This window comes from Roseomonas elaeocarpi (assembly GCF_042433915.1).
GTDB lineage: Bacteria > Pseudomonadota > Alphaproteobacteria > Acetobacterales > Acetobacteraceae > Roseomonas > Roseomonas elaeocarpi.
In genome coordinates, this window is sequence record NZ_JBHLUN010000035.1 from 1 (window position 1) to 759 (window position 759).

Genomic DNA, 759 nt, shown 5'->3' on the forward strand with positions numbered 1-759 from the left:
TGGTGCACGCGGAAACGCTGATCAACGGCGCCACCGTGGTGCAGGAGGAGGTGGCCGAGGTCGAGTACTTCCACGTCGAGCTCGACGCGCACGACGTGATGGTGGCGGAAGGCGCCGCGGCGGAAAGCTTCCTCGACACCGGCAACCGCGCGCGCTTCGACAACGCGGCCGTGGTGCAGCTGCATCCGGACTTCGGCGGTGTGCCGCTGGCCTCTGCCCGGCCGGACCCGGCGCTGCTGGCGGGTGCCTGCGCGCCGCATCACCGCGAGGGCGCGGTGTGGCAGGCGGTGGCGGCCGATGTCCTCGCGCGGGCCGAGGCGCTGGGCTGGCGGCGCGAGGTGGACGGAACTGCGCCGTGGCTCACCGACGAGCGCGGGCGCGTGCTGCGGGCGGACGCGTCGGACGACGTGGCGGGTGCGGGGGCGGTGACCTACCGCTTCGCGCTGCCGCGCGACGCGGTGGCGCTGCGGCTGTGCTCGGGCGCGCTGCGCCCCGCCGCCCTGCGCCCGGGCGAGGAAGACCGGCGCAGCCTGGGCCTGGCCGTGTCGGCGCTGTCGGCCGTGGACGCGCGCGGGCAGCGGCGCGCCGTGCCGCTGGACCACGTCGACCTGCGGCTGGGCTGGCACGGGGTGGAGGACGCGGACGGCACGCCCTGGCGCTGGACCGACGGCGCGGCGCTGATCCCGCCCTCGATGCTGCGCGATGCGGTGGCGCTCGAGGTCACCGTGGCTCAGCGGATGCCGCGCTGGATCGCGCCGG

General features: G+C 76.8%; 1 protein-coding gene. It reads left to right on the plus strand.

The window, feature by feature from the left end; all coding sequences use genetic code 11:
• Positions 1-759, plus strand: a 759-nt coding sequence (locus ACFFGY_RS22400; protein WP_377046762.1) for a Hint domain-containing protein, incomplete at both ends; no start/stop codon positions are given.